The 25,061-nt window shown below is 52.7% G+C and carries 22 protein-coding genes and 1 pseudogene; 13 read left to right on the forward strand and 10 right to left on the reverse strand.

Features of this window, described 5'->3' with window-relative positions; all coding sequences use genetic code 11:
• Window positions 1-4 precede the first annotated feature (4 nt).
• The 7 genes from V9K92_RS04005 to V9K92_RS04035 all read left to right on the forward strand — a co-directional run bounded on the left by V9K92_RS04005 (window position 5) and on the right by V9K92_RS04035 (window position 8,093).
• Complete coding sequence (locus V9K92_RS04005; protein ID WP_337353331.1) at window positions 5-1,360, forward strand: LLM class flavin-dependent oxidoreductase; 1,356 nt, start codon at window positions 5-7, stop codon at window positions 1,358-1,360.
• Complete coding sequence (locus V9K92_RS04010) at window positions 1,361-2,542, forward strand: M20 aminoacylase family protein (RefSeq protein WP_337353332.1); 1,182 nt, start codon at window positions 1,361-1,363, stop codon at window positions 2,540-2,542. It abuts the gene before it with no gap.
• A 19-nt stretch (window positions 2,543-2,561) separates the two neighbouring features.
• Window positions 2,562-3,104 (forward strand): GNAT family N-acetyltransferase, encoded by a 543-nt coding sequence (locus V9K92_RS04015; protein ID WP_115054882.1) that lies wholly within the window; start codon window positions 2,562-2,564, stop codon window positions 3,102-3,104.
• A 228-nt stretch (window positions 3,105-3,332) separates the two neighbouring features.
• Window positions 3,333-5,132 (forward strand): amino acid ABC transporter permease/ATP-binding protein, encoded by a 1,800-nt coding sequence (locus V9K92_RS04020; protein ID WP_337353333.1) that lies wholly within the window; start codon window positions 3,333-3,335, stop codon window positions 5,130-5,132.
• Window positions 5,133-5,146: 14 nt separating this feature from the next.
• Window positions 5,147-6,079 carry an ABC transporter substrate-binding protein gene (locus V9K92_RS04025; protein ID WP_337353334.1) on the forward strand — a complete coding sequence of 311 codons (933 nt, stop codon included), beginning with the start codon at window positions 5,147-5,149 and terminating at the stop codon, window positions 6,077-6,079.
• Window positions 6,080-6,099: 20 nt separating this feature from the next.
• The gene (locus V9K92_RS04030; RefSeq protein WP_337353335.1) at window positions 6,100-7,161 is read left to right on the forward strand and encodes an LLM class flavin-dependent oxidoreductase; all 1,062 of its coding nucleotides are present in this window, start codon (window positions 6,100-6,102) and stop codon (window positions 7,159-7,161) included.
• The gene (locus tag V9K92_RS04035) at window positions 7,158-8,093 is read left to right on the forward strand and encodes a transporter substrate-binding domain-containing protein (RefSeq protein ID WP_115054886.1); all 936 of its coding nucleotides are present in this window, start codon (window positions 7,158-7,160) and stop codon (window positions 8,091-8,093) included. Before V9K92_RS04030 ends, V9K92_RS04035 begins: the two co-directional genes overlap by 4 nt.
• 157 nt (window positions 8,094-8,250) lie before the next feature.
• On the opposite strand, the gene V9K92_RS04040 is transcribed toward V9K92_RS04035, so the two are convergent.
• From V9K92_RS04040 to V9K92_RS04070, 7 genes are all read right to left on the reverse strand, one after another.
• Complete coding sequence (locus V9K92_RS04040; RefSeq protein WP_337353336.1) at window positions 8,251-9,321, reverse strand: LLM class flavin-dependent oxidoreductase; 1,071 nt, start codon at window positions 9,319-9,321, stop codon at window positions 8,251-8,253.
• Window positions 9,318-10,328, reverse strand: coding sequence for a C-terminal binding protein (locus V9K92_RS04045; RefSeq protein ID WP_337353337.1), 1,011 nt, complete (start codon window positions 10,326-10,328; stop codon window positions 9,318-9,320). The genes V9K92_RS04040 and V9K92_RS04045 overlap by 4 nt, the downstream gene beginning before the upstream one ends.
• Window positions 10,329-10,343: 15 nt before the next feature.
• Complete coding sequence (locus V9K92_RS04050) at window positions 10,344-11,246, reverse strand: ABC transporter permease (protein WP_337353503.1); 903 nt, start codon at window positions 11,244-11,246, stop codon at window positions 10,344-10,346.
• Window positions 11,239-12,069 carry an ATP-binding cassette domain-containing protein gene (locus tag V9K92_RS04055; RefSeq protein ID WP_115054890.1) on the reverse strand — a complete coding sequence of 277 codons (831 nt, stop codon included), beginning with the start codon at window positions 12,067-12,069 and terminating at the stop codon, window positions 11,239-11,241. The genes V9K92_RS04050 and V9K92_RS04055 overlap by 8 nt, the downstream gene beginning before the upstream one ends.
• 78 nt (window positions 12,070-12,147) lie before the next feature.
• Window positions 12,148-13,188 (reverse strand): ABC transporter substrate-binding protein, encoded by a 1,041-nt coding sequence (locus V9K92_RS04060; protein ID WP_337353338.1) that lies wholly within the window; start codon window positions 13,186-13,188, stop codon window positions 12,148-12,150.
• A gap of 290 nt (window positions 13,189-13,478) precedes the next feature.
• Window positions 13,479-14,480, reverse strand: a complete 1,002-nt coding sequence (locus V9K92_RS04065) for an NADP-dependent oxidoreductase (protein ID WP_337353339.1) — start codon at window positions 14,478-14,480, stop codon at window positions 13,479-13,481.
• Between the two features lie 31 nt (window positions 14,481-14,511).
• Complete coding sequence (locus tag V9K92_RS04070) at window positions 14,512-15,327, reverse strand: oxidoreductase (protein WP_337353340.1); 816 nt, start codon at window positions 15,325-15,327, stop codon at window positions 14,512-14,514.
• Between the two features lie 89 nt (window positions 15,328-15,416).
• On the opposite strand from V9K92_RS04070, the gene V9K92_RS04075 reads away from it, so the two are divergent.
• The gene (locus tag V9K92_RS04075; RefSeq protein WP_337353341.1) at window positions 15,417-15,851 is read left to right on the forward strand and encodes a winged helix-turn-helix transcriptional regulator; all 435 of its coding nucleotides are present in this window, start codon (window positions 15,417-15,419) and stop codon (window positions 15,849-15,851) included.
• Window positions 15,852-15,999: 148 nt separating this feature from the next.
• On the opposite strand, the gene V9K92_RS04080 is transcribed toward V9K92_RS04075, so the two are convergent.
• The 3 genes from V9K92_RS04080 to V9K92_RS04090 form a co-directional block, all read right to left on the reverse strand.
• On the reverse strand, window positions 16,000-17,208 hold the full coding sequence (locus tag V9K92_RS04080; protein WP_337353342.1) for an MFS transporter: 1,209 nt from the start codon (window positions 17,206-17,208) through the stop codon (window positions 16,000-16,002).
• Window positions 17,209-17,267: 59 nt separating this feature from the next.
• Window positions 17,268-18,257, reverse strand: a complete 990-nt coding sequence (locus V9K92_RS04085) for an AraC family transcriptional regulator (protein ID WP_337353343.1) — start codon at window positions 18,255-18,257, stop codon at window positions 17,268-17,270.
• A gap of 110 nt (window positions 18,258-18,367) precedes the next feature.
• Window positions 18,368-19,249 (reverse strand): alpha/beta fold hydrolase, encoded by an 882-nt coding sequence (locus V9K92_RS04090; protein ID WP_337353344.1) that lies wholly within the window; start codon window positions 19,247-19,249, stop codon window positions 18,368-18,370.
• A gap of 320 nt (window positions 19,250-19,569) precedes the next feature.
• On the opposite strand from V9K92_RS04090, the gene V9K92_RS04095 reads away from it, so the two are divergent.
• The 5 genes and pseudogenes from V9K92_RS04095 (at window position 19,570) to V9K92_RS04115 (ending at window position 24,992) form a co-directional block, all read left to right on the forward strand.
• Window positions 19,570-20,595, forward strand: a complete 1,026-nt coding sequence (locus V9K92_RS04095) for a substrate-binding domain-containing protein (protein ID WP_115054898.1) — start codon at window positions 19,570-19,572, stop codon at window positions 20,593-20,595.
• A gap of 887 nt (window positions 20,596-21,482) precedes the next feature.
• Window positions 21,483-22,919, forward strand: coding sequence for an L-fucose/L-arabinose isomerase family protein (locus V9K92_RS04100; RefSeq protein WP_337353345.1), 1,437 nt, complete (start codon window positions 21,483-21,485; stop codon window positions 22,917-22,919).
• A 112-nt stretch (window positions 22,920-23,031) separates the two neighbouring features.
• Window positions 23,032-23,247 carry a hypothetical protein gene (locus V9K92_RS04105; protein ID WP_337353346.1) on the forward strand — a complete coding sequence of 72 codons (216 nt, stop codon included), beginning with the start codon at window positions 23,032-23,034 and terminating at the stop codon, window positions 23,245-23,247.
• Between the two features lie 69 nt (window positions 23,248-23,316).
• Window positions 23,317-24,363 carry an aldose epimerase family protein gene (locus V9K92_RS04110; RefSeq protein ID WP_337353347.1) on the forward strand — a complete coding sequence of 349 codons (1,047 nt, stop codon included), beginning with the start codon at window positions 23,317-23,319 and terminating at the stop codon, window positions 24,361-24,363.
• Window positions 24,364-24,510: 147 nt separating this feature from the next.
• A pseudogene (locus tag V9K92_RS04115) lies at window positions 24,511-24,992 on the forward strand (inositol monophosphatase family protein).
• Window positions 24,993-25,061: the final 69 nt, after the last annotated feature.

Raw genomic sequence — 25,061 nt, forward strand, 5'->3', positions numbered from 1 at the left:
TGCAATGAGTAAGAAGCCAATCCATTTCGGCATCATGCTGCAAGGTCCGGGTGGCCATATGAATTCCTGGAAACATCCAAGTTCGCCGCCGGATGCAAGCGTGAATTTTCCGTTCTATCTCGAACAGGCACGCAAGGCGGAAAGTGTGGGTATTGCCTTTGCGTTCATCGCGGATGGACTTTACATCAACGAAAAATCCATCCCGCATTTTCTCAATCGTTTCGAACCCATTGCCATCCTGTCAGCGCTGGCAGCCACTACGACAAAGCTCGGACTCGTTGGAACATTATCGACGTCCTATAGCGATCCATTTACAGTAGCTCGGCAGTTCGGCTCGATTGACAAGATCAGCAATGGCCGTGCGGGTTGGAACGCGGTGACATCTCCGCTTGAGGGATCCGGCAAGAATTATGGGCGAGATCACCCCGATCATGCGCTGCGCTACGAAATAGCCGAAGAGCATCTTGATGTCGTAAAGGGGCTTTGGGATTCATGGGACGATGATGCCTTTACGCGCGATCGAACAACCGGGCAGTTTTTCGATCGCACCAAGTTGCACAAGCTGGATCATCATGGCCGCTTCTTCAACTCGGAAGGACCTTTGAATATTGGACGTTCAAAGCAGGGGCAGCCGGTCGTCTTTCAGGCGGGCGCCTCTGACGATGGCATCAAGCTGGCTGGAAAGCATGCGGACGGTGTTTTCACAAATCTTGTGCCTATTGAAGACGCGCAGGTTCTTTACCGACAGTTGAAGGAAAGCGCTGTCGCCAGTGGCCGCAACCCCGATGAAATCCTCATTTTCCCGGGTATTGCGCCGATCGTTGGATCGACAGAAGAAGAGGCCGAAGCCAAATATCGGGAAATTCGAGATCTAGTTACGATAGATGAGGCGCTCGCCTATCTGGGTCGCTTCTTCGATCATCATGATTTCAGCGTCTATTCCCTTGATGAACCGTTTCCCGAACTTGGCGATATTGGCAAGAATAATTTCCGCTCGACCACGGACCGGATAAAGCGTGACGCCAAGGCAAAAGCTCAAACCCTGCGCGAGGTTGCTCTCGAAGTTACCACTCCGCGCAACGGTTTCACGGGAACACCAGAAAAAGTGGCGGACGAACTGATCCGCTGGATAGAGAATGGTGCCGCCGACGGTTTCATTCTGGGTTTCCAGATTCTTGCCACCGGGCTTGATGATTTTGCTCGCGAAGTTCTGCCGATCCTGGAAGCTCGAGGCTATCATCGTTCAAGCCTGGTGGGCAGTACCTTGCGTGACCATCTCGGTTTGCCGTTCCGTCGAAGTCGTTACGCCAAACAAACTGTTGCCGTAACGACAAGTCCAGCTGTGAAGGAATCTGTCTAAATGGCTTCGGCTCCCGATAGCGTTCAGGAGGCATTGGAGCACGCGCTTGGTGAAGCAATCGAGCTGCGCCATGACCTCCATCGTCATCCCGAACTGGCCTATGAGGAGCATCGCACTAGCGAACTTGTCGCGGGTAAACTTCGTGCGTGGGGCTACGACGTCACAACCGGCATTGGTGGTACTGGCGTTGTGGGAAAGTTGCAAAATGGCAATGGACCGAAAACTTTAGGCATACGCGCTGATATGGATGCATTGCCGATAGAGGAAGCAACAGGCCTTCCCTATGCCAGCTCCTTCAAGAGAAAAATGCATGCTTGCGGCCATGATGGTCACACGACCATTCTTCTTCATAGCGCTCGTTATCTTGCGGAAACACGCAATTTTTCAGGCACATTGAATCTTATTTTTCAACCAGCGGAAGAGGGTGGTGCAGGTGCTCGCCGTATGATCAAGGAAGGGCTCTTTGAAAGGTTCCCGTGTGATGCTGTCTTCGGCCTGCACAATTGGCCTGGAATCCCTATAGGCCAATTTGGCTTTCTCACTGGACCTGCCATGGCCTCCGTCGATCTGGTCAAAGTCCGTATCGTTGGCAAAGGCGGTCATGGAGCACGACCGCAGGAAACGATAGATCCAGTCGTGGCTAGTGCGTCATTTATTCTTGCGCTGCAGAGCATCGTTTCGCGCAACATTGATCCGCTGGATGCTGCTGTTGTCACAGTTGGGACCATTCATGCTGGCATAGCGCCAAACGTCATCCCGGATAGCGTCGAGCTCGAGCTGACCGTACGGACTTTCCGAGCCGACGTGCGAGAGCACATCAAGAAACGTATTACGGTATTGGCTCGGTCACAGGCCGAAAGCTATGGCGCCTCCGCCGAAGTAGATTACCCCCGCGGCTATCCGGTTCTTGTCAATCACCCCGCCGAGACGGAATTTGCGCGCCAGACAGCAATCAACCATTTCGGCGTGGACCGGATCGAAAGCAATTTCCGCCCGATATCGGCAAGCGAAGATTTTGCGTTCATGCTTGAAGCGCGGCCCGGTAGCTATCTTTTTATCGGTAACGGCGACAGTGCGCCACTCCATAGCTCCCACTACAACTTCAATGACGACATCATCCTTCCGGCTGCCCGCTACTGGGTCAAGCTGACTGAAGACTACCTCAGCAAGAAGCCAACTTGAACTGCGAAAGGCGCCAGCCATGACTGACGTGTTTGTTTACACCACCCCAGACGACGAGCGTTCACAGCCACTTATCGAAGCCCTTATTGAGGAATATGAAGGCCGGTATGGAAACTATTTCGGCGAGCCCGCCCGCAACGAACTCAGCCGCTATCCAGCATCATATTTCGCACAACCGGATGGTGCATTTCTCTTGCTCCTGCGCGATGGCAAAACCATTGGCGGGGGTGCCTTCAAGCGCTATGACGAACGTACCGCCGAGTTAAAGCGCATCTGGACTCATGCCGATCTGCGCAAGCAGGGCTTGGCCCGAAAAGTCGTTTATGAACTTGAGGCGCAGGCATCACGTCAAGGTTATTCGCGCATTTATCTTACCACCGGGTTTCGACAACCAGAGGCCACTCAGCTCTATCTGAGATCCGGCTACACGGCGCTATTTGATGTTGATGTCGATCCCGAAATCTACGGTCACTTGGCTTTCGAGAAAGACATCAGTCATCTGGGGATTGGCGGGTTGCCAATCGTCGACAAGCTTTCCAAAACCACAACACAAGCTGCCTGAGAGCGGGATTTGGAGCTCATCCCGCGCTTACCGCGATAATGGGATTTCATACTCAAGAAACGACAAACTTTGCAACAAAGCTTCCCATTATCCACCTCATACGCAGCATCCATCTTTGACTATAATCTCTAAAAACTACTAAATCAGTCGAGTAAAAAATAATCCGATCGAAATATTCTTATCGTGTTGGATTCTCGGCAAAAGTGGTTTTAAGAGGAACGCAACCATATGGCGATCGCGACAGACTATTCTAGCGCTAATTCCTTGAAATTAACTCCAAGCTCTGGCGAAGATTACAATCACTATAAAATTGTAAAGGCGAAATATCCGACCCGTTTCTTTGGAACACTTTTTGCAGCATTCGTGATTATCGCGATGCTGCAATCAATACTGACCAACTCGAAATGGGGGTGGGATGTCTTTGCCGAATGGTTCTTTGCGGAACCAGTGCTTGCGGGTTTAGTGAGAACATTGCTGCTCACTGGTTTGGCATCTGTTCTCGGCTTTGCTCTTGGTACTGCACTGGCGTTAGCGCGTGTATCAAAATCGCCCCTGCTATCCGGTCTTTCCTGGGCATATATCTGGTTGTTGCGGTCCATCCCTCTCATCGTGCTGCTGCTGATCCTCAATAATCTCGGTTACCTCTACGAAACCGTAAGAATTGGTGTCCCTTACACGGATATCAGCTTTGCCCAATATCCAATGGTCTCAATCTTAAGTCCATTTGCCGCGGCCCTCATAGGGCTCAGTCTCAATCAGGCGGCGTTCTCGTCGGAGATCATCCGTGGGGGTATCCTTTCTGTCGATCAGGGACAATTGGAAGCCGCTGCTGCCCTCGGGCTCTCGCGTCGACGGCAAGCTTTCCGCATCGTGCTTCCGCAGGCGATGCGTACAATTCTGCCTACGGGTTTCAACGAGATCATCGGCTTGGCGAAAGGAACGTCCATGGTCTACGTTCTCGCGCTGCCGGAACTGTTTTATACCGTACAGGTAATATACCGCCGTAACCTAGAGGTTGTACCGCTGCTGATGGTTGCGACTGTCTGGTACCTGATCATCATGACGGTTCTCTCAATCGCGCAGTATTACATCGAGCGTCATTTCTCCAAAGGCGCGTTGCGTAACGCACCTGCACCTTTGTTCGGACCGCTGCTCCGCCGACTTTTCGGTGCGCCAATCCTCGCACGCCCTTCGTTCCCGGCAGTTTTCAGCGGCACTTCCGTCCCGAAGGCTGGTACATCGAAATCATCGTTTACCCAGTGGCGAGCGCCCGGAGCGATCAGGATACATGGTGTGTCCAAAAGTTTCGGACTGTTGAAAGTGCTGGACAATGTCCGGTTGGACATCAAGGCTGGAAGCGTAACCGCCATTCTAGGGCCTTCCGGCTCTGGCAAGTCCACGCTCCTACGCACGATCAACCACCTTGAGCGTGTGGATGACGGCTTCATCACCGTGGACGATGAACTTGTCGGTTATCGCAAAAGTGGCCGGACACTTTATGAGCTAAAGGAGAAGGAAATTCTCAAGCGCCGCGCCGATATCGGCATGGTGTTCCAGAGCTTCAATCTCTTTCCGCACCTCACCGTCCTTGAAAACATCATCGAAGCGCCGGTATCCCTCAATCGCCTGAGCCGACCCGAAGCGATCAACCTCGCGCGCGAGTTGCTTGTCCGTGTTGGTCTCAGCGACAAGATCAATGCATATCCAAGGCAGTTGTCTGGGGGCCAGCAGCAGCGTGTGGCCATTGCGCGGGCACTTGCCCTACGCCCTAAAGTGCTGCTGTTCGACGAGCCCACATCAGCGCTCGATCCTGAACTTGTTGGCGAGGTTCTTGATGTGATCAAGGAACTGGCGCTCTCAGGAACGACTTTGGTCATTGTTACCCATGAGATCGGTTTTGCTCGTGAAGTTGCAGACACAGTGATTTTCATGGATGCCGGGAAAATCGTCGAATCCGGAGCACCTGATCAGGTGCTCAATCGGCCCGCAAACCCGCGGACAGCCGAATTTCTTGCAAAAGTTTTATAATCAGGGATTTCGATATGAAGCAGTACTCCAACCTTCTGCCACGCCTCCTTTTGCCCGCTCTTATCGTGGCAATCGGATTGTCGACCAATGCAAGGGCACTCGATCTCAGTCCTGAACAACCAGGGCGATTACGAGGCGAGAAGAGTGAAAAGGTCGTTGCGGCGATACCCGCAAGCTTTAAATTCGTTGAGGACGGCACCTTCACCGTGGGCATTGCGGTGGATAATCCACCGCTTGCTACCTACGCAACTGATGCGAAGACTGTCGTCGGCTATGACCCTGATCTTGCGCTTCTGGTTTCGGACACGCTTGGCAAAAAATTAGAGCTCGTTCCCGTTGCGTGGGCCGATTGGCCACTTGGCCTGCAGTCAGGCAAGTTCGACGCTGTAATCTCGAATGTGGGCGTAACTGAACAGCGCAAGGAGAAGTTCGATTTTTCAACCTATCGGCAGGGCCTGCATGGATTCTATGTCAAGTCCGATAGTTCCATAACGTCCATCAAAGAACCGAAAGATATTGCGGGCCTTAGAATCATTACAAGTTCCGGCACAATCCAGGAGAAAATCCTTCTCGAGTGGGACAAGCAAAACCTCGCCAAAGGACTGAAACCGTCGCAATTGCAATATTACGATGACGAAGCTGTCAGTGCGCTTGCCATTCAGTCTGGCCGTGCCGATGTAGAATTCAATCCCAATGCAACACAGGCTTATCGTGCAGCGAGTGAGGGGAAGATCAAGCTCGTCGGTACGGTGAACGCAGGATGGCCACTGGTTGCGGATGTCGCCATCACGACACGCAAGGGAAGTGGGATAGCTGAAAGCCTGACCGCGGCTATCAATGAACTGATTGATAACGGAAAATATGCGCAGCTGCTGAAGCGCTGGCAATTGACGCCTGAAGCGCTTGAACGATCGCGTACCAATCCCCCAGGCTTGCCGAAAATCTGAACCGCAGCCGGGAGCACGTCATGTCCAATATCACAATAAATCATATCGGTTTTCTTACGCCCGGAAATTATGACGATAACAATCCCTATCCGGGTTTGGAGAACACGCTCAAGCTTCTTGCATCCGGTGAAGGCCTGGGTTTCGACAGTGCATGGGTACGCCAGCGCCATCTTGAACACGGGATTTCCTCTGCAGGCGTATTTCTTGCAGCTGCAAGCCAGCGAACACAGCGGATTCAGATAGGAACGGCCGTCATCCAGATTGGATATGAAAGCCCATACCGGTTGGCGGAAGACCTTTCGACCGTCGATGTTCTTTCGCGCGGACGCCTCAATATCGGCGTAAGCGCTGGCGCACCGGCCCATGCCGATCTGCTTGCTCCCTTGGTATTTGATGGTGACTGGAAAGATTACGACCTGTCCCACGAGCGAGTAAAACGCTTTGCAAATCATCTTCGGGGTGAATTTCTCGGTCCAGCAGATACATATATTGCGACGCCGTTCGGGCGTCAGCGCCCGCGGCTCCAACCCTATGCAAAGGGATTGATCGACCGGCTCTGGTACGGCGGCGGGTCGCTGCGCTCCAGTGGTTGGGCAGGCGAGAACGGGTTCAATCTCATGCTAAGCAATGTGGTGGCAGGGGAGGGCACGGATAACTTTTTCGAGGCTCAGTCACGCCAGCTGGACACTTTTAAAATCAGCGCGATACGTCCCGGCAAGCAACGGATCTCTGTGGGTCGCGTCATCGTCCCTACCGACAGTGCCGAAACCAAAACAAGAGAGAAGTACAGGGTTTATGCCGCTGGCCGTCATCAGAGAACTCTGAAGCCGCAAGGCGAACGGCGAACGCTTTTCCCTCGAGATCTGGTCGGAACTTCAGACCAGATCTTGGAACAGCTTTTCAAAGACCCCGTGCTCGCGGGCGTTCAAGAACTGCGCCTTGAACTACCCTACGAATTCAAGACGCATGAATATGAGCAAATTCTCTCCGACTTCGTAACACGCATTGCTCCGGAGCTCGGCTGGAAAAAGATATCCAACAACGATCATTATTCAACGCACGTACAAAGGAGTCAGGCATGATACGGAAAACGGGTTTTTCAGCTGCGTTTGCAGGCATATTTCTCACTGTACTTGCAGGAGCCGGGCACGCAGCCGATGGCGGGTTCGATCTTAGTCCGGAACAAAAGGACCGGGTGCGAGCCGAAAAAAGCGCCCCTGCCATTGAGGCAATATCGAAGAGTTTCAAATTTATTGATGATGGAAAGCTAACGATCGGTCTTGCGCCGGGCAATCCTCCGCTCAGCACCTATGCAACTGATGCAAAGACTGTTGTCGGATATGACGTTGACCTCGCACAACTGGTTGCCGACAGTCTTGGACGCCAGCTCGTGCTTGTTCCCGTCGCTTGGGCCGATTGGCCGCTTGGTCTTCAATCTGGAAAGTTCGATGCAGTCATTTCCAATGTGACGGTGACGGAACAGCGCAAGGAGAAGTTTGATTTCTCCACCTATCGCAAGGATGAACTCGGGTTTTACGTAAAATCATCCGGATTAATCACTTCGATCAAGGAGCCGAAGGACATTGCCGGTCTAAAAATTATAACCGATCCGGGCACCAATCAGGAGAAAATCCTGTTGGCTTGGGATAAGCAGAATGTCGATAACGGGTTGAAGCCTATCGAGGTTCAGTATTACGATGACGAGGCGGTAAAATATCTCGCCATTGAATCGGGACGGGCTGATGCTGTATTCAGCGTGAATGCAACTCAGGCTTATAAGGCCAAGGTCAATGGAAAAACCAAACTTGTGGGTACTGTAAGCGGAGGCTGGCCAATTACCGCTGAAGTTGCCGTAACAACGCGCAAAGGAAGCGGGGCAGCTGAAGGTATCACACAGGCGCTAAATGACTTGATTGCGAACGGCAAATATAAACAAGTTCTTGATCGCTGGAATCTCGGTTCAGAAGCCATCGATAAAGCGGCAACAAATCCTCCCGGACTGCCTAATAGCTGAACGAAAAATTTAAACCCAATACCCTTTGCGTTGAAGGCACGGGATGTTCCTTCGACGCATTGTATCAAGTCCCTTGAGAGCTCTGCTTAGCGAACACGGAAGGTCTATTGCGCGCGCAGCCGTGGTCCGAAAGCATAGTTCTGCTTCTGGAAAGTTTTTACGGTAGAAGAAGAGGCAGTAGCTGACTCCCCTGTCGTTGTATTTCCGTGAGATAAGGCGTGTCTGAAAGCACGAAGTGAGTGATGCCAAGCTCTTCATACCTGCGCAGTGAGCGCGCAACATCCGCGGCTGATCCAACCAGCCATGTAGTTCCCGCACCACCGCCACCAAATTTTCCTGGCGCTGTATAGAGATTGTCATCCAGCACATCACCTTGCCTTGCCAGATCCAGAAGGCGTTGTTGGCCGACAGCAACCCCATGTCTGTGATCCTGCCAGCTTCCTGCGGCTCCTTCAGCCATTTTAGCGACCTTCGCTTCGGCGTCCGCCCAAGCCTGTTCAGTTGTATCACGGACAAGGGTCGTGATCCTCAGTCCGAATTCCAATGGCTGTAAGTCGCGATCAAGGGTTTTACTCAGGGCCTTCAGGCGCTCGATCCGTTGCCGTACGCCATCCAATGGTTCACCCCAGAAAAGTTGCACATCGGCTTCGGTTGCCGCGACGCGTTCAGCCGCCTCTGAAGCGCCTCCAAAATAGAGCTTGGGGTGAAGGCGATCACCGACCGGCACGAGCCGCGGCGCAACAGTTGAATTTGCGACCTGGAAATGCTCGCCACTGAAGGTGACGTCTTCTTCTGTCCACAGTCTGCGGATCAGCCGCATGAATTCTTTGGTTCGGGCATAACGCTGCACCTGATTACCTTCCTGATCGCCATAGGCAGCAAGCTGATCTGGTCCGGAAACGACATTGACGCGTAGGCGCCCACCGCTCAAGTGATCGAGCGTGGCTGCAGCGGAGGCGAAATTTGCAGGTTTCCAGTAGCCAGGCCGAACCGCAATCAGTGGTTCAAAGGAAGTCGTGCGGGCGACAAGCGCGGTCGCGATGGTAAAAGTATCGGGGCGGCCCCAACCAGTGCCGATCAGCGCCCCTTTCCAGCCATGCTCTTCCAGAGCTTTCGCCTGTGTCGTGAGTGTGTCCAGACTATTGTGATTTTCGCCAGCGGCGTCGCCGCGGTGACCAGCTTTGATGTCGTTTGGAATGTACCAGAGAAATTCGGAATGGCTGCTCATGATTTGTCTGCTACCTGATTTCGAAGTTTGCCCTCATCGAGGAGTATTCTAACCGTTCTGGCTGCATTGCGGCGCATCTCAGCGGCTGCATGATCGGAATAAAAGGCATTGTGCGGGGTGATCACCAGCCGTCCCGCAAGCCAGTCCTCGCGATTACGCCATGCGGCCAGCAACGGATGGTCGCCGGGGGGCTCCTTGACCAGCGTATCGATTCCGGCGGCGGCGAGGTGCCCGCTCCGCAGAGCAGCCTCAAGCGCATCAAGATCTTCGATCAGCTCACCGCGCGCAGTATTGACGATAATAGCTCCGGGCTTCAGCTTCGCCAGTCCATCGGCGTTCATCATGCCGCGCGTCTCTTTGTTTGCTGGACAATGCAAAGTGACAATATCCGATCGGGCAAGAAGCTCGTTTAATTCTTCTGTGCGCTCATAGCCTATTGCTTTTTCATGCCCTGGCGGCTGGATAGGATCATAGCCGAGAATCCGAAAGCCGAAGGGTTTTAAGCGGTTGATCACTGCCGTGCCGATCCTGCCCACGCCGACGACACCGACCGTTGACTGGTTCGAACGGGAAAGTGGCTTCAGGCTATGAATCTGCCATCCAGACCTATATCCGCGAGCGAGAGCATCATGTTGCCAAAGCCGGCGGTGCAGCGATAAAATCATCGCCAGTGCATGATCGGCCACTTCTTCTGTGCCATAGTCTGGATTGTTGGCAAATGGAATGCCAGCGCCGGACAGAGTGGCAAGGTCGATCTTCTCATAGCCGACGCCATAGCGTACCACGCCCTTACAGCTGGACAGATGAACTATGGTTTTTGGTCCGATCCGGGCACCCCAAACCATGAGCGCGTCGAGTCTTTTTAGGCGATCAGGAGCGAATGCCGTCTCATCTGTGCTGGCGAAAAAGTCTATCTCGACATCATCGCCAAGCACTTCCGCTTCAAGATCGGGCATGCCGATCATGTGGTCGGTTATTCCAACCACGTATTTCTTGCGATCTGCCATTTTGTCCCGTTGGCACTAGCGCGCCATTCCCCATTTTGTCACCGTACGTTGCTCGAGCTGACGAAACAGGACGTTTTCGACCAGAAGGCCAAAAAGAATAACCGTAATCAGTCCGGCAAAGACACGGTCGGTGTAAAGTTCGTTGCGGTTCTGGAAAATATACCAGCCCAGCCCGCCCTTACCGGAGGATGCACCAAAGACCAACTCCGCTGCGATAAGGGTGCGCCAAGCGAAAGCCCAGCCGATTTTGAGTCCTGCAATGATGGATGGAAGAGCTGCTGGTACGAGGATCAAAAGCACATATCGCAAGCCACGCAGCCCATAATTGCGGCCGGTCATCCGCAAGGTTTCCGGCACGCCGGTGAAGCCGGTATACATGTTAAGCGCCAGCGGCCAGAGCACCGAATGGATCAACACAAAGACGAGGCTTCCTTGGCCCAGTCCGAACCACAGCAGTGCCAATGGCAGCAAGGCTATCGGTGGTAATGGATTGAGCATGGAGGTGAGGGTAGACAGCAGGTCACGTCCGATCTGGGTGGAAACGGCAAGCGAGGTGAGCACGAAAGCCAGAACGACACCGATAGCATAGCCCTTGACCAGAACATCCAGTGAATTAAAAGCCCGGCTTGGAATGACGCCGCTGGCAACGTCATCGGCGAGCGCCTTGACCGCCGCGGAGAACGGCGGCAGCAGCAACTCGTTGCCCTGAAGGCTGGCAGCGATTTCCCATAGCAAGGCAAGACAAAACAGGATCAGGCCTTTCCTTATCCAGGTGTGTTGCCAAAGGCGGTTATATACGGGCAACCCTTCCCCGCTCGTGGCATGGGCAAGGGGCTCGAGCGGGAGCTCGTATTCCGGTCGAACCGGCGGGGTTATGCGCGGGTTTGTTTTGCTGCCGGAGCTCAGGATTTTACTCATCATTTGCTCCATCGACGGCGACTGCCTCTTCGAAAAGAAGTCGGTGAATATGATTTGCGGCTGCCTGAAATTGCGAGCTTCCACCGCTGCTGAGATCCCATTCATGGCTGTTGATCTCGGCTCTCATCCGCCCAGGATGTGGCGACAAAAGCGCGATCCGATTTCCAACCACCAAGGCTTCTTCGATGGAATGCGTCACAAAGAGCAGTGTGAAGCGAACTTCTTCCCATAACGCCAGAAGTTCCTCCTGCATCTTTCGCCGGGTGAGCGCATCCAGTGCTGCGAATGGTTCGTCCATCAGTAGGACACGCGGCTCCATGGCTAGCGCGCGGGCAATGGCTACTCGCTGTTTCATGCCACCCGAAAGTGTATTGGGATAGGCATCAGCGAAACGGCTCAGGCCTACTTTTTCGATATAGTGCTCGGCGCGCTCGGCAGCTTCCTTGCGACCGACCCGCCCCGACGCTCGCATCGGGAACGCAACGTTCTCGCGGACGGTTTTCCATGGAGGCAATTGATCAAACTCCTGGAAAACAACAACACGGTCTGGGCCCGGACCCTGGATCGTGCGTCCATCCAACACTATCCGACCCTTGCGCGGCGCAATGAACCCGCCAACAGCCTTTAAAAGGGTGGATTTTCCACAACCGGAGGCTCCAAGCAGGATAAAACGGTCTGCTTCCCACACGTCGAAGCTGACATTTTGCGTTGCACGCACCACACGACCCGGCGTCTTATACTCGAGGGTGACGTTCTCGACCGAAAGAAGGGGCGGAGCGGGCGGCCCGAAATTCTCCGGAGCAAATTCAGTCATGCCGTCCATTCTCAATTCCATCTGATTCACGACTCAAAAGCAGATCGCTCAAGCGATCTGCTTTTTGCGCTGGGATGTTAAGCTCACTCAACTGCCGTTCTCACCAGAGGCCTCTGGGAAGAAATAATCTTGCCAGGAATTAGCTTTGTTTTTCAGGACACCAAGCTTATGAAGCTCCGTCGCATAAACGAAGGTGTTCTGGGGGACGATGGTGAAATCATTTTCAGGATCGTTGATGATTTCTAAAATCAATTCAGGGGAGAGCTTGGAACCCTGTTGACGGATAAACGTCTGTGCAGCCTCTTGCTTGTTTGCATTGATCCAGTCCGACGCTTCGCGCAGAGCGGCATAGAAGGCAGCATAGGTTTTGGGATTGTCGTTATGGAATGCTGAACTGGCATAAAGCACGTTGAAGGTCGCTGATCCGCCTAAAATGTCGTAGGAACTAATGACCTTATGTACCGCTTTATTTGCCTGCAAGGCTTGATAATAAAACGGTGCAGAGGAAAAATGAGAATTCACTTCGGTGCCGCCCGAGATTAGCGCTGCGGTCGCGTCGGGGTGCGGCAAGCTGACGGAAATTTCATCAAGCTTTTGGAAATTGTCGGCGCCGAAGATCTTGGCTGCCTCGATTTGTAGCGTTCGCGACTGAAAACCCGTGCCGGCAGCAGGCACGGCTATCCTATCCTTATCGCTGAAATCCTTGAGTTCGTGGACATCCGGGTTAGTCGTTAGCAAGTAGTTCGGTAATGAGCCGAGCGCGGCGACCAGTTTGACGTCCTGCTTACCCTTGGTCCGATCCCACATTGTCAATGCCGGTGGAACTCCTGCTGACACAATATCCAGATTGTTGGCGAGCAGTGCCTCATTCATTGCGGTTGCACCAGAAATGCTTGCCCATTCAACCTTGATATCAACACCAGCTTGCTTTCCGTGCTTTTCAATCAAAGCCTGGTCGCGAACGACATCCAGGATCAGATAGGCTATTCCGAACTGCTGGGCGATCCTGATGGAGCCTTCGGCAGCAGCCTGCCCCGCCAACAGCATGGCAACAATACCGAATGCCGCACCGAGAGCTCTTTGACGCTTAAATTGGTTGCTCAATGTCGCAAAGCTAAGGGCCTTCATGAATTCTCCATCGAGCGAAATGACTGCGGTGAAGCGTTCTGCTTCTCTTGCATGATGGGGACAGGCTAAGGACAACCACCAAACCGATCAACACAACTGTGTTCTATTCTGGCGCGCAAAAAGAGATCAGAATCGCTCGGCACCGTCGAAAATTCGAAGAATGTACTTGCTGCGCCGTACAAAGGCACATTGATGACCACTGCAACCTTCATGTGGTCATGCTATTGAGCACCGTTTAGGAGCGCTACGGTGGCTCTACATCTTATATTGGACCCACCGCCTTCTAACGGTCACTTCATAGCAATAATTACCTTGCCCTTTGCCCGGCCTGTCTCGACATAAGCCAGTGCCTCGTTGGTTTTCTCAAACGGGAAGACTTGATCCACAACAGGGCGAATGACATTTGCCTCAATCAATGCGGTAATCTGACTGAGTTGCTCGCCATTGGCGGTCATGAAAAGGAAAGAATAGCTTATGTTTCGACGTTTCGCTTTCCTGCGAATGCCGAAACTCAGGAGGCGCGTGATTTGTTGAAGCGGCCAGCTGAGCCCATTTTGTTTTGCGAAATTTGGATCAGGCGGACCCGAAATCGAGATCAGTTTTCCTCCTGGTTTCAATACGCGGAGGGAGTTTTCCAGCGTGTCTTTACCAAGACTGTTTAGGACGACGTCAAATCCGTGCAACACTTCCTCGAATTTATCCTTCTTATAATCGACCACGGCATCCGCGCCGAGACTTTTGACGAGATCAATGTTTATCGTGCTTGTGGTTGTTGCCACATATGCTCCGAGATGTTTGGCAAGTTGAATGGCGATCGTACCTACGCCGCCGGAGCCTGCATGGATCAGGACTTTCTGACCCTTTTGTAAATTAGCGCGCTCGACAAGCACCTGCCATGCCGTCAAGGCGACGAGTGGAACGGACGCAGCCTCCTCCATTGTCAGATTATTCGGCTTTATTGCCAAATCTAACTCATTGACGGCAATATATTGCGCAAATGTTCCGATGCGATCCTGTGCTGGTCGTGCATAGACCTCATCTCCAGGCTTGAAGTGGCGAACTTTCGGCCCCACTCGGGTTACCACGCCCGCCACATCGTTGCCTAAGATCAGCGGGAGGCGATATGGCAAAATAAGCTTGAACTCGCCATCACGAATTTTACTATCCAGAACATTCACACTGGCGGCATGGATTTCCACCATCACATCATTGTCCCGTAGTTCCGGCATCGGACTATCAGTTAACCGTAGGGCGCCGCCCTTTGCGTATTGATCGACAACAAACGATTTCATAGAAAATAGCTTTCTTCAGTGCGGCTGAAATTCAAGCCGGAAGTCGATTGAATTTCCGCAAGTTTTTGTCAACGAACGACTCCGGCAGGAAGCGGCGTATAAAGCGAACCTGTCGCGCAGCCTTACCAACAGTATAGCGTCTTTTGGGCGATACGGCATTGGCGGCGCTCACAACTGCTGCTGCGACGCTCTCTGGTGCATCACCCTTCTCGATGATTTCGCGCATCAATTTTTCGGCGTAAGCACGGATAGTATCATAAACGGGAAGTGGCTGGTCTGGCCGGGTAAGGTTTTCTTCGAAAGACGTGCGAGTGACCCCCGGCTCCACAAGAACAACGCGGATACCTTGTGTTCGAATTTCGTGATCGAGCGATTCCGAATAGCCCTCAATAGCGTGTTTGGTGGATGAATAAAGAGCATTATAGGGCGCTGGAATAAGTCCAAGTATAGAGCTCAGATTGATAATCCGCCCTTTGCCCTGGCGTCGCATAATGGGCAGAACGGCATTTGTCATACGTAGCACGCCGAACACGTTCACATCGAACACAGACTTTGCCTGAGTGACAGAAGATTCTTCAGCACCACCGAGCAATCCGATCCCGGCATTGTTGACCAGGAGGTCAATCTGACCAGTGCGACTGAGAACCTCGTCTACAAGTGTCTGCACCGATCCATCATCCGTTACATCGCAAATCAGCATTGTAATGCCATCCGGCGTGTTCGGCATGGGTTTTCGACTGGTCCCGAACACGTGATAGCCATCGCGCCGTAGCGCTTGGGCTGTCACCAGGCCAATGCCGGAGGAAGCACCTGTAACAAGGGCAACCCGGTGCTCTATTTTGCTCATTTTCTTCAGCCTTCATTTTGCTATGGAACATCAATGAGCATTCAGTTACTATGAATTTAGTAGTAAGTCACTATCAAAAAGATACTAACATGAAAAAACTTTCGGACCAGCCATGTCTTATAGCTCGCAGCCTCGCCCTTGTGGGGGATGCCTGGAGTATGCTCATCCTGCGGGATGCTCATATTGGCCTCACGCGCTTCGACGAGTTTCGCAAGAGTCTTGGCATCGCTCCAACGATGCTGACTGCACGGCTTTCAACCCTCACCGACGAAGGATTGCTAGAAAAACGCCGCTACCTGGAACGACCGCCACGAGACGAATATGTGCTGACGGAAGCCGGGCGTGACTTTCTTCCGGTGCTGTTCGCAATTGGTGCATGGGGCCGCAAATACCGCGGCGGGGGCGAGGTGACCCGCTTCTTCGATGCGGCGACTGGGACAGAAATTGATCCCCTCACTATTGATCGAGGAACAGGTGCTCCGCTCGGTACACGCCCTATCCGGATCGAGCTTCCGGGGAAATGATTGTAGGCGGATAAAGCAGTCTCCAGACATCGTCCAGTTTGCATGGAGTGGCTGTATGCGTCCGTGGACTGCAAATAGTAATACAAGGCAGCATTCGTCTGCTGCCTTGTAATTATATCAGTTTGTTCCTGCCACCCCGGTGCAAGGATCAGTCGCGGGGCTGCAATAGCGCCAGCAGAACGGTCGAAGCGGCTAGAATGGCGGTAAGGGTCAACGGGCCGGTTGCGCCATAGGTGTCCACGACATAGCCGCCGGCAACAGCGCCAATAGTGATGGCGACCTGGAACGAGGTAACCATCAGACTGCCTGCTGCCTCCAACGCGTCGGGTGCTGCGCGAGATAGATTGGTTGGCAACACCACTGGCGCCATGCCGAAGGCCAAGCCCCAAAGCGTAGCAAAGCCAAAGGCAACACCGGTATGCACACCCCAAAGCACCAAAGCGAGTGCCGCAAACGCCATTAATGCGGCAGTGACGACGAGCGCCATGCGGATATTGGTATCTGCCAGGCGACCGCCAACAATGTTCCCGACAACAGCGGCGATGCCAAATCCAAATAGTGCCAGGGCGATCGGACCGGTTGCAAGGAGGGTTACCTGCTCAAGGAAGGGGCGCACATAGACCGAGCCAGCAAAATGTCCTGTCATGAGCAGCAGGATAGCAAGCATGCCGAGTTGAATGCCGCGTCGCCGTGTCAACCGAAAGACATCCGCAAGACTGTTGCTTGTGCTGGCAGGCAGGGTTGGCAGGCTTAGAAACTGCATCAACATGGCAATCGCGGCAAGCCCCGCTGTCATGGCCATGGCGCTGCGCCAGCCTATCCAATCGCTGATTATCGCCCCCATTGACGGTGCGGCAATCGTAGCGAGCGACACGCCGAGGGTGACAATAGCCATACCTCGACCTGTTGCATTGGCCCCCACCAATCTGGCAACAACAGCAACTGAAAGCGCCCAGAACGCGCTAAGGGCGATGCCTAGGCCAGCTCTGCCGAGCAATAGGAGCCAAAAATCGGTTGCTGCCGCTGCAAGGATATTGGAGCCAATTGCAAGGGCGCTAAGGCCCACCAAGACGGTCTTGCGATTCAGGCGTCCAATGAGAACATTGCTCAACAAGGCAGTCACAGCGCCAACGGAAGCAGTTGCTGTAACGACCTGACCGGCAGTCCCCTCACTGATGCCAAGATCGCGCGCCATCGGCGTCAAAAGACCCGCTGGCAGAAACTCAGCTGACACCAATGCAAAGCTGGTTGCCGCCATGGAAAGAACCGCAAACCAAGTTGCTGGGGTCCAGGCAGTTGGCGCAGCGCTATCAATATCTATCGCTGAGCGTTCAAACTGTAATGTTGTGTCTGTCATTAAAGTATCTCCAATGTTTGGAGATACTAATAGCCAATTTCTTTCGGATGATATGTATCCTAAAATCCGAAATCCATGTCCATTCGTCCGGAAATTGTGCGACGCACAATGCCGGGTGAGACATTGGTGATGCGCTTGAACGCGCGGGCAAAGGAGGCTTCTGATTCGTAGCCCAAGCGAGTAGCGACCTCGGCAACCGACATACCATTTTGCGCCAGTAATTCGCCGGCAAGCTGCATGCGCAGGCGAGTGAGATAATGCGCGGCGCCTTCGCCCAAGACAGCGCTGAAGCGCTCAGCGAATATTGAACGTGATTGCCCCGCCAAGCCTGCGAGACTCTCCAACGTCCAGTTATGACCGGGGTTTCTGTGCATCGCCGCCAGAACGCGGCCAATGTGGGGGTCGCGAATGGCGGCAAGCCAACCCGTTGTCGATGCACCCGTACAGTTGACCCAGCAGCGAATAAGTCTGGCAGTTAACAAGTCTGCCATGCGCGATAAGATGGTGGCGCTACCCATCTGTGGTTGTGTGGCCTCCACTGTCATAGCTGCGAGTAAAGGACCGACAATAGGGTCATTGCCGGCCACGTCGCACCCCTTGATGATTGGTGGCATCAAACTGATCAAGGGACTAAGCGCACAGGCGCCCAAAGTCATGGACCCGCAAAAAAGGGTACTCGTCGCGCCTGTTCCTTCCCGCACCACTTCGCAGACATTGCTGCCCAACTTGGTTACCTGACAACCCTTAAGCGAGTCACCCATCACATTTGGCGCGCTGGCCAGCCGATGGGCGATGCCTTGTGGCAGCAGCACCAGATCGCCATCGTGCAACTCCTGCCAGCCTTGCTCTTCCGTGTGGATCCAGCACGGACCTTGGCTGACAAAGTGAAAGCGGAGCAGGGGCTGCTGCGGAAAAGCGATGCTCCATGGGTGCCGTAGTTCACAGCGACCGTAGTTTACGCCACTCAAGCGGAAATCCTGCAAAACTTCGCTCAGCGCATCCATGGGGATATGCGATGGTGAAGGTGGTCGGGACGGATAATCAAGCATTCAATTGATATATATGCCGAACGTCCGGAAGACAAGTGGGTTTGCGAGCACACTCCGTTGACCCACTTCGCCATTAAGTGCTGTGGACCAACTTAATTTGTCTAATCCGCCTATTGTAGAGATACGCGCGAAAGAAAGTCACGGACAAGTGGAATCGCTTCATCCAGATGTGTCTCGAGCAGCCAGTGACCGGCGTTGTCGATGAGATGCAGTTCAGCATTCGGTAAATCGCGTTGATAGGCCAGGCAAGACTCCTTGGGCATGTATCCGTCCTGTGGTCCCCAGACAATCAGGGTAGGGGGTTGGTATTCACGCAGATAAGCTTGGTAACGTGGAAACCACTCCAGATTATGCTCCAGCTTCTCCATAAGCACAACCGACACAGCCCTGCGAACGGGCGTGTCCATTAACGGCCAGTGCAGTTTCCAAAGGTCCGGCGGCACTTTCGCGCCTACCTCCTTTGGCACTTCGCCAATAAACTCTTTTTGAAAGCCTTCTTCGCTGACGGCTTCTTCGAGTGCGCGGTGGTTTTCGGCAGATTTGTCATTCCACCAGGCTTTTATTGTCGAGTATTTTGGTCCCAAAACGTCTTCGTAAATGTCGCCGTTTTGAATGATAAGGGCTGCTATCCTTTCGGGATGCGCGATCGCGTGCCGTAGGCCGATCTGCGATCCGTAATCGTGAAGCCACAAGATATAGCGGCGCAGGTTAAGAGCATCGGCTACCTGTTCAAGAACCTCGGCATATGCATCGAAATCATACCCAAATGAAGAAGGTTCCGGTGTATGGCTATAACCGAATCCGGGCCAGTCGAAAGCTATCGTTCGCCACTGATCGGACAGGGCTGGCATCAGTCGTCGAAACTGATAGGATGAACAAGGATAACCGTGCGGAAGCAGCAAGGCTGGAGCATCTGCCGGTCCCGCCTCACGCAAGAAAATTCTGTGCCCGCCAATTTCGGCATATCGGTGTATAACTGCGTTATGCTGCATATCAATTTCCCAAACCTGGACCATTTAAACGTCAATAAATGGTTGGGGTTCCGTTAAGTGCCGTGCAACACGTCAGATCGCTGATTTAATACCCGTATAGTTGGCATCCACGGGAGCTGTTTATGAGACATTAAGCTCAATGTGCCCAGTAAAATTGCCACCGCAATGTAAACGGGACCAGACCAACTTTTCCACCCACAAACCGATGATCGATGGTGCCAGCAAAAGAGTAAGGCAAAGCGCTTCTTTGGCCTTCCGGATATCGTTCGTCGGCGCTATTGAGTTAGCTTAAATTTGTTTTCGGAACGGGATGGTTAAACGTGCGACCTACAGTGCAGGATGTGGCGAGACAAGCCGGTGTCAGCCTTGCTTCAGTTGATAGAGTGCTTAATCAACGCCCTGGGGTGCGCGAGAAAACGATTGCGAAAGTTGAAGCTGCGATTTCGAAGCTCGGTTATATCAGAGACGTCTCTGCTGCGAACTTGGCAAAGCGGCAGATTTATCGCTTCGCGTTTGTAATACCAGAGGGAGCTAACAGCTTCATGCGGGGATTGGAGGCCGAAATCGAAGCAGTAAAGCAACATTCAGCAAATGATCGTACGGAGATTTCGATTTATAAAGTCCCCCCTTTTGATGGGCGGGCACTGGCGGCTACGCTGGATGGCCTGGACCCCGCTCGTTACTCGGGCGTGGCGGTTGTTGCAACGGAAGCTGTGGCTGTAAGAGATGCGCTGGCCCGGTTGCGCCGGAACAACGTTCCAGTCGTTACACTTGTTTCAGATGTACCTTCTTTCCAGTGTGATGCGTATGTTGGCATTGACAATGTTGCAGCTGGACGCACTGCTGCCAGACTCATGGGCAATTTTTTAGGTGAAAAGTCGGGAAAGATTGCGCTGGTTGCGGGGTCAATGCTGGTTCGGGATCACGTGGAACGCCGCATGGGATTTGAGCAGGTCATTCGTAGCGATTATACGCGTTTGGAATGCTTGCCGGTAATCGAGGGCAAGGATGACAGCCAACTGGTCCAAAAATATCTTAGTGAATGCCTGAGGATGCATAGTGATGTCGTCGGCGTATATAATATGGGCGCGGGCAATCGCGGTCTCATTGAGGTTTTGTCAAAGAACGGGGCTAGCAAGGAGCGCGTGGTTGTTGCCCATGAATTGACGGAGCACACACGACGTGCTCTTAATGCTGGCATTGTCGATGCCATCATTCATCAAGATGCCGGTCATGAGGTGCGCAGCGCTCTACGTATATTGAAAGCACGAATTGATAAAACACCTTTGCTTGCCGGCCAGGAAACCATTCGAATTGAAATTTACCTAAATGAAAATTTGTCCTGAACGGTATCGCCAAGAAACCGCTTGAGGAAGTAGCCGAACGAAGCTCGCATTCTTCGAACAGCGATGGGCGTATTACGTCATGTGTCCTCTAAAGCTAAGACTAGCGTACCTCAAATAGCGCCGGTCTTATCTTCCGCAGCCTACGATCAGTTGAGGGTATTTTCATTGCCCCACGCAAATAATCCCCAGGTTGAGTAAATAGATATTAAAAAACAATGCAATCGTCAGCCGTGCGAGGCATTTACATAAAACGACTTTCTGCCTCTAAGGGATTGACGCGTTAAATATAAAGAGGTACGTACCTCAATATGGTGCCGTTCGGTTGATTTTGCTGGACGTGTCAGGGAGGATAGAGCGCATTCTGAGGAGAGAATGTGACTTCCGGCATGTTGCTGCTGTGAGATAATCGATCAGGCTTCTTGGGAGTCAGATGCACAAAGCCGTGTCTCTGAAATCCGTACCGGGCTGTAGGAGGGCCGGCGGTTGGTGCGGTTAGCGAAATTATCATTTTGTGGATTGAAAAAACAACGGACCGGCGCAATCAGGTTTTCCACTTGCTCGTCTTGGTGATGAGCGGGCAACGTCCAGTGTGGGTTCGAAAGTAAGCTTTGTTTGCGTTCAGTGATTGTCGCACCAGCTCTCTAAAATCATGCAATTTGTATATCGTGGGAGGAAGTGATGGTTAAGATAATTGCAATGCTGACGAACAACAATCTGACTGTTGAAAACGCTAGGGAAACGTTCGGACGCCGTCCTGGGATGTGAGCCGGAGACAATCTTAAATGTTTAAAGGCGGTCACCGAGCGAGGTGAGTGACGGATTCTCCCGCACTCACATGCCGCTGACAGCCATTCGAACTGCGCACCAGTACCCAATATGAATTGCTGATGCGCATGAAAACCAGGAAGGTAGCAGAAGTAATGTCAATGACGTTTGGTATTGTAGTTGGAAGCCGGGGATTTTTCCCAGGTCACCTTGCGGCTACAGGTCGTGATCATATGATCAGTGCTGTTGAAAAGGCTGGCCATAAGAGCATCGTCCTTGGCCTCGAAGACACCCAGCATGGTGCCGTGCAGTCATTTGAAGATGCTAGAAAATGCGCAGCTTTGTTCAAGAAGCATGGTGATGATATTGATGGAATAATCGTCACGCTTCCGAACTTCGGGGAAGAGCGGCCAATCGCCGACACCATCCGCCTGTCGGGACTGAAGGTTCCTACCTTAATCCAGGCCACCCCAGATGATCCGCAAAAAATGTCGATCCAGTGGCGCCGCGACAGCTTTTGCGGAAAGATGTCGGCCTGTAATAATCTGCGACAGTACGGCATTCGCTATTCTCTCACCAAATCCCACTGTGTTGACCCGCTCAGCGATGAGTTTCAAGATGATCTTGCGCGTTTTTCGGCGACCTGCCGCATTGTTGGTGGTTTGCGGGGCTTGCGAATAGGCGCAATCGGCGCACGGCCACAAGCCTTCAATACAGTTCGTTACAGTGAAAAACTTCTTGAGGCGGCCGGAATTTCGGTCATCACGCTCGATCTTTCAGAGATTTTAGGGCGGGTTTCCCGCCTCGATGATGGCGCTTCGATCGTCACAGACAAGGTCAAGGCGATCAAAAATTATATTACAGTTGAAGGTGTGCCTCATCCGGCCATCCTCAGACAAGCCAAGCTTGCGGCGGTGACGGAGGAATGGATGCGGGAAGTCGATGTTTCGATCAGCGCAATTCAATGTTGGACGTCATTGGAAGAAAACTATGGTGTCGTACCTTGCACAATGATGAGCATGATGAGTTCCAAATTGATGTCCAGTGCTTGTGAAGTCGACGTCTGTGGGCTCATAGGCATGCATATGTTGGCACTTGCCTCTGGAACGCCGAGCGCGCTTCTCGATTGGAACAACAACTATGGAACGAACGCTAATAAAGCCGTGTGTTTCCATTGCAGCAACCTGCCGAAAGAATTCTTTAAAAACTACAAAATGGACTTTCAGGAAATCATTGCCGGGACGGTTGGCAAAGACAATACTTATGGAACGGTGGATGGTTCAATAAAGTCGGGGCACATGACCTATATTCGTGTGAGCACGGATGACACATCCGGGCGCATTTGTGGTTACGTCGGAGAAGGAAAGTTCACCGACGATCCGCTGGAAACGTTTGGTGGCGCGGGCGTTGTTGAAATTCCCAACATGCAAAAGTTGCTGCGTTATATTTGCGAAAACGGCTTTGAGCATCATGTGGCGGCGAATTTTTCTTCCGTCAGTGAGGCCATAATCGACGCTTCACGTCAGTATCTGGGTTGGGATTTCCATCTCCACGAATGAAAAAATTGAAAACCACGCAGGTGGTTGGGAGACGGCGCCAGTCCACCCGTCCGGTTTCTTCTTAAAAGTGTTGAGCGCCAATATCGGAATGTTCTTGATAATGGAGGGTAGCATGACAGCAACGATCCACAAGCCGACGGAGTCGGCAAGATGGTTTTTGCACGTTGGTGTTGCAGATCCGGGCGTATGGGACGAGTTCATTGACGATGCCGATGCGATTGCCGCAGCCTCGATTCAAGCTTTGGTGCTGCATGAATCGGAAGCAACTTCGATCGATGGTAGCTTGCTACCGAAAAGCGATGCAGACACCAATAAATATTTGAGCTGAGCCCATGTTCAAATCAGCGTTTCCTGCGGTTCGGCGAACTCTTCGAACACAAATTAGATGGTAGAACAAATGCAAGATCGTATTTTTGGGCAAGTCAACGGTGTCGATATCCATGAGGTCACTCTACGCTCGGATGGGGGTGTGGAGGCAAAGATCCTGACATGGGGGGCTGCGGTGCGCGATTTGCTCATCCCCACGCCTCTGGGAAAACAACGGGTTGTCATCGGCTTTGATACAATTGACGACTATACCGCCGATACTGCTCATGCCGGCACAATCGCTGGTCGTTTTGCCAACAGGATTGCCCAAGGCCGTTTTGAACTGGATGGCAAAGATTATCAACTGCCACTTAATCAAGATGGAAAGCATACGCTACACGGCGGTGGCGACGGTCAAGGCTTTAGCCGGAGACCTTGGAGGCTCGAGGCATACGACGCGTCATCGGTAACGATGTCACTTCAATCTCCGGATGGTGATGCCGGTTTCCCCGGCAACCTGGATGTTCAGTGCGTTTATCGATTGTTGGACCCCGCGACCTTGGAGGTCGAGTTGACCGCCACAACTGACGCACCAACGCTCTGTAATCTTGCCAGCCATGGTTACTTCAATCTTGAGTTGCCAGTTGGATTCAAAAACGCTCTCGTACCAAGCGCAATTGATCATGAGTTTTTAGCAGAAGCCGACTTTTACACTCCAGTTGATCACGATCTAATTCCAACCGGCGAGATACGCTCGGTTTATGGAACGCCTTTTGATTTTCACAAGCCAAGACCTTTACGAAACCAACAGAAGGTCAACTACGACCTGGGGTTCGTTCTAAGAGAGACGGTCTCCGCAGATAAAAAACTGATACATGCAGGAACGTTGTCCGGGCCCAAGACACGCATGGCCATGGATGTTTATACGACCGAGCCACACCTGCAATTATATGATGGCGGAGCGTTCAATGGCCCGGCCGTGGGTCTCGATGGAGCTCGCTATGGAAGGCATTGCGGTATCTGCCTGGAACCGCAGCGTTACCCGGATAGCCCTAATCGAAGTCATTTGGTCGGTGCGGTGTTGCGGCCGAATGAAACTTATCGACAGGTAACCGAGTACAGATTTCGGACATTTTAACCGCCGAAGAACTGACGTTCGACCAAGCCATGAGACGCTAGGTTGTGAAAGCGAATGAAGGACGGAACAGTGGCAAACGAAGACGATAACTTGGTGATGATACAGGCTGTAGCCGAAGCGACGGCACCGGCGGCTGGACGGCTGGTCATGTCATATTTGACGCAGAATAGACCCTTGGAAATTGAAACCAAGGGACCGCAAGACTTTGTGATAGCGGTTGATAAATCAGTCGAATTGCTGATCCGGAACAGGTTGCATCAGGCATTTCCCCATCACGCCATTTTGTAGTTTGGGTTCTGGACCTCATCGACGGTACTTCGAACTTCATGCGCGATCGTCCGAGCTGGTGTGTGTCGGTCGGTGCTACCATAGAGGGTAAGCCAATGCTTGGCGTCATCTTCGACCCTGTTAAAGATGAGTCATATAGCGCGGCCGTGGGTCGAGGCGCGACTCGTAACGGTGATCCGATAGCAGTCAACAAAGATGCGACCCTCAAAGATGCGACCCTCAACAAATCAGCGTTCTGCGTGGGCTTCACATCGGCAAGAGCGGAACAGCGCCTGCCCAGCAGATCAGCCATATTCTGGATCATGGCTGTGAGGACCGTCGCTTTGGCCCTTCAGCCATGATGCTTGCTCATGTCGCCGATGGTAGACTGGCCGCTTGTCAGACTAGAATTCTGTTGTGATTTTCTGACT

It is taken from the genome of Phyllobacterium sp. CCNWLW109, assembly GCF_037203905.1.
GTDB lineage: Bacteria > Pseudomonadota > Alphaproteobacteria > Rhizobiales > Rhizobiaceae > Phyllobacterium > Phyllobacterium ifriqiyense.